A 4,405-nucleotide genomic window follows, 5' to 3' on the forward strand; every position below is an offset into this window, starting at 1 on the left:
GCCTACTGGTGGGTGGCGCCTGCGGACGACCCGGTGGCCGCGCCGTGGCCGGTGACCTCGTGGGGGTGGGCGGCGACGATGCCGCTGGCCGCCGCGCTGTACCTGGGGCTGGCGTGGGTGCTGCTCCCGCGGCTGGCGGACCGGCACGCGCGGGTCGCGCGGTGGCTGCTGGCGCCGGGCAGGCGGGTCGCGCTGTCGCGGCGGGTGGCCGAGCTGACCGCGAGCCGCGCCGAGGCCCTCGAGGCGCACGGGGCGGAGCTGCGGCGGATCGAGCGGGACCTGCACGACAGCACGCAGAACCGGCTGGTGGCGGTGGTGATGCACCTGGGCATCGCGGAGCGGGCGCTGCGGCGGGATGCGGAGTCGGCGCTGCCGCTGGTGCTGCGGGCGCGGGACGCGGCCGGGGACGCGCTGTCCGGACTGCGGGGCGTGGTGCGGCAGATCTACCCGCCGGTGCTGGCCGAGCGGGGTTTGGACGGGGCGGTCGCGGGGCTGGTGGCGGACTGCGGGGTGCCGTGCACGCTCACCACCGAGGGCGTGGGGCGGGCCCCGGCGGCGGTGGAGTCGGCGGCGTACTTCGTGATCGCCGAGGCGTTGACCAACATCGGCAAGCACAGCGGGGCGGAGCGGGCGAGCGTGCGGATGGCCAGGGCGGACAAGCTGGTGATCGAGATCGGGGACGACGGGCGTGGCGGCGCGGCCGAGGGCGGCGGGTCGGGCCTGGCGGGCATCCGGCGGCGGGTCGGGGCGTTCGACGGGACGACGACGGTGAGCAGCCCGGTCGGCGGGCCGACGCTGGTGCGGGTGGAGCTGCCGTGCGCGTCGTGATCGCGGAGGACGACGCGCTGCTGCGGCAGGGGTTGGTGCTGCTGCTGGAGAGCGAGGGGCTGACCGTCGAGGCGGCGGTGGACGACGGGGACGGCCTGGTCGCCGCCGTGGTGGAGCACCGGCCGGACGTGGCGGTGGTGGACGTGCGGCTGCCGCCGGGGTTCACCGACGAGGGGCTGCGGGCGGCGGCCCGCGCGCGGGAGCTGGTGCCGGGGTTGCCGGTGCTGGTGCTGTCGGCGCACGTCGCGGACTCGTCGGCGCAGGAGCTGCTGGCCGGGGGCGCGCGGGGCGTCGGGTACCTGCTCAAGGAGCGGGTCGGGCGGGTGGAGGAGTTCCTGGACGCGCTGCGGCGGGTCGCGGACGGCGGGACCGTGCTGGACCCGGAGGTGGTGACGCAGCTGCTGGTGCGGCGGCGGGTGGACGACCCGGTGCGCTCGCTGACCGCGCGGGAGCGTGAGGTGCTGTCGCTGATGGCGGAGGGGCACGGGAACGGGCGGATCGCGGAGCTGCTGGTGGTGAGCGAGACGGCGGTGAGCAAGCACATCCGGTCGATCTTCGGCAAGCTCGGGCTGCACCCGGACGACTCGGGGCACCGGCGGGTGCTGGCGGTGCTGGCCTACCTGCGGTCGTGAGCGGGCGGCGGGGGCGCCCCCGTCGAGGGCGCCCCCGCTTTTCGCTACCCCACCCGGACTTCGCCGTCCTGGACGACCCAGCGGATCGCGGACGGCTCGGTCAGCGCGGTGATGTCCTCGACCGGGTCGCGCTCCAGCACGACCAGGTCCGCGCGGGCGCCCACGGCCAGGGTGCCGATCTCGCCCGCCTCGCCGAGCAGCTCGGCGGCGGAGCTGGTGGCGGCGCGCAGCACGTCGACGGCGTCCTGGACCTCCCGGCGCAGCAGGAACTCCCGGCTCTGGTGGCGCTGCATCCCGCCGAGCAGGTCGCTGCCGTAGACCAGGCGGACGCCGCCGCGCGCGGCCAGGTCGAGGCCCGCGAGGCCCGCGGTGAGCACGTCGTCGACCTTGCGGACGCTGGCCTCGGGCAGGCCGAACCGCGCGCCCTCCTCCTTGAGCGCCCAGTAGGTGACGAGCGTGGGCACCAGGAAGGCGTTGTGCGCCAGGAAGAGCTCGACGCTGCTCGCGTCGAGCAGGTTGCCGTGCTCGACGGAGCGGACCCCGGCCTCCAGCGCCCGGTTGATGGCGCGGGCGGTGTAGGCGTGGGCGGCGACGTAGCGGTTGGCGGCCTCGGCCTCCTCCACCACGGCGCGCAGCTCGTCCATCGAGTACTGGGTGGAGTCGACCCGGTCGGTGGGCGAGCTGACGCCGCCGCCCGCCATGACCTTGAGGTGGTGGGCGCCCTTGCGCAGCTCGTCGCGGGCGGCGGTGCGGACCGCGTCCACGCCGTCCGCGATGCGGCCCAGGCCCGCGCAGCACTGGTGCGAGTCGTGCACGGCGACGACGGGGGGGCTCACGTCGCCGTGGCCGCCGGTCTGGCTCAGCGCCTTGCCGCAGAAGTGCAGTCGGGGTCCGCGCACCAGGCCGTCGAGCTGGGCCTTGGCCAGGCCCCAGTCGGCGCCGGAGGCGTCGCGGACGGTGGTGAAGCCCCGGTCGAGCATGTCCCCCATGGCGCGGATGCTCTGCGCGGTGACGTAGGACGGGGACAGCGCGGGCAGGGCGCCGAGGTCGGCGGTGGAGGCGGTGACGTGGACGTGCGCGTCGATCAGGCCGGGGATGACGACGGCGCCGCGCGCGTCGAGCACGCGGGTGCCGTCCGGTGCGGGAAGTCGTTGTCCCACCTCGGTGATGCGGCCCTCGGCGACGCGCAGGTCGGCCTCGACGCGCTCGCCGGTGGCGGGTTCGAGCAGGACGGCGTCGCGCAGCAGCAGGCTCATCGGGCCTCCTCCAGGGCGGCGCGCAGCGCGGGGACGGCGAGCGGGGCGAGTTCTTCCGCCGCCGCGACGGTTTCCCTGGTGTACGCGCCTTCGGCGTCGAGCAGGTTGAGCACGCCGAGCACGCGGTCGCCGTCCAGGACCGGCACGTTCACGATGGTCCCGCAGCCCAGGGACTCGATGAGGTCGTGGTCGGCGAAGATCTCGCGCACGGCGGCCTTGTCCGGGCCGAAGTACGGTTCCGCGTTGGTGATGCAGCGGTCGATCCAGCCCGCGGCGACCTCGACGGTCTTCTCGCCGCCGACCGGGTACTGCTCGGGGTGGCTGCTGTGGACGCGGCGCAGCGCCTTGCGCTCGGGGATCCAGGCGAGGACGGTGAACAGCCGCACGCCCACCTCCTCGCGGACCCGCTGCTCCAGGTTCTCCAGGCTCACTTCGACATCTCCGTCGCGGTGTCGGCGGGTCCGCCCCGCTCGGTCAGGTCTTCCAGGGAGCGCCCCGCCGTGGACAGGCCGAACACCACCACGCACACCACGCCGACCACCAGCACCGCCGTGGTGAGGCCGAAGACGCCCGCGAAGCCGAGGCTGGCGGCGGACAGGCCGATGATGGTGGGCGCGAGGATGCTGCCGATGCGGCCGAACGCGCTGGACAGGCCGGTGCCGGTCGCGCGGACCCAGGTCGGGAACACCTCGGGTGTGTAGGAGTAGACGCCCGCGTAGGTGCCGTTGAGGAAGAACGACAGCACCGCGCCCGCGAGGGTGATGGTCAGGGGGGTCTCGGTCTGGGACAGCCAGAACGCGCTGACCGCCGAGCCCGCGAGGTAGATCGCGATGGTGTTCTTGCGGTCCAGGCGCTCGGAGATCCAGGCGGCGGAGAAGTAGCCGGGGATCTGCGCCAGGTAGATGATGATCGAGAACTCGAAGCTCTTGGTGACCGTGATGCCGCGCTGGACCAGCAGGGTCGGGATCCAGGAGAAGAAGCCGTAGTAGGAGAAGGTGATCACGAACCAGATCAGCCAGATCACGGCGGTGCGCTTGGCCATCGCCGGGCTCCACAGGAACTTCAGCGCGCTGACGAGCGTGACCTTCGGGGTCTCCGCGACCGGTCCGGCGGCGGTGGTCTCCTCCACCGGCGGGAGCGGCTGGCGGGTGGCCTTCTCGACGCGGGCTTCGAGGTCCGCGACGACCTTCTCGGCCTCGGCGGTCTTGCCCTGCTGGAGCAGGAAGCGCGGGGACTCGGGGAGCGAGCGGCGCCACCACAGCAGCATCACGATCGGCAGGGCGGTGATGAGCTGGGCGATGCGCCAGCCGTCCTCGGAGGCGGGGACGACGAACCGGCCGATCAGGGCGGCCATGACGAAGCCGAACGAGAAGAACCCGGCCAGCGCGCCGACGAACCAGCCGCGCCGCTTGGCGGGGACGAACTCGGACAGGAACGGGGCGATGATCGCGCTCTCCGCGCCCGCGCCCGCCCCGGCCAGGACCCGCGCGCCGAGGAACACCTCGTAGTTCGGCGAGAAGGCGGCGACCACGGAGAACACCGCGTAGAAGGCCAGGGCGTACATCAGGACCGTCTTGCCGCCGATGCGGTCGCCGAGCAGGCCCGCGATGGCCGCGCCGAACAGGAAGCCGAACGGGGTGGCCGAGCCGATCAGGCCGAGGTGCCCGTTGTCCAGGCCCCACACCTGCT

Annotated in this window: 5 protein-coding genes; 2 read left to right on the plus strand and 3 right to left on the minus strand. The window is 74.1% G+C overall.

Going from position 1 to position 4,405, the window contains the following annotated elements; all coding sequences use genetic code 11:
• Positions 1 to 828, plus strand: an 828-nt coding sequence (locus ACTUAL_RS02505) for a sensor histidine kinase (RefSeq protein ID WP_440899129.1), incomplete at its 5' end; no start/stop codon positions are given.
• Complete coding sequence (locus ACTUAL_RS02510) at positions 816 to 1,460, plus strand: response regulator (RefSeq protein WP_096493241.1); 645 nt, start codon at positions 816 to 818, stop codon at positions 1,458 to 1,460. The genes ACTUAL_RS02505 and ACTUAL_RS02510, both read left to right, overlap by 13 nt.
• A 44-nt stretch (positions 1,461 to 1,504) precedes the next feature.
• Here the strand turns inward: ACTUAL_RS02510 and ACTUAL_RS02515 are convergent, their stop codons facing one another.
• From ACTUAL_RS02515 to ACTUAL_RS02525, 3 genes are all read right to left on the minus strand, one after another.
• Positions 1,505 to 2,716 (minus strand): amidohydrolase family protein, encoded by a 1,212-nt coding sequence (locus ACTUAL_RS02515; RefSeq protein ID WP_440899130.1) that lies wholly within the window; start codon positions 2,714 to 2,716, stop codon positions 1,505 to 1,507.
• Positions 2,713 to 3,147, minus strand: a complete 435-nt coding sequence (locus ACTUAL_RS02520; protein WP_096493237.1) for a GAF domain-containing protein — start codon at positions 3,145 to 3,147, stop codon at positions 2,713 to 2,715. The genes ACTUAL_RS02515 and ACTUAL_RS02520 overlap by 4 nt, the downstream gene beginning before the upstream one ends.
• A partial coding sequence (locus tag ACTUAL_RS02525) for an MFS transporter (RefSeq protein WP_440899131.1) occupies positions 3,144 to 4,405 on the minus strand: 1,262 nt, incomplete at its 5' end. The genes ACTUAL_RS02525 and ACTUAL_RS02520, both read right to left, overlap by 4 nt.

Source organism: Actinosynnema sp. (assembly GCF_052038725.1).

Excerpts from the sequence above, each read along its gene's own strand:
- ACTUAL_RS02515 (WP_440899130.1), bottom strand. The coding sequence starts at position 2,716 with ATGAGCCTGCTGCTGCGCGACGCCGTCCTGCTCGAACCCGCCACCGGC.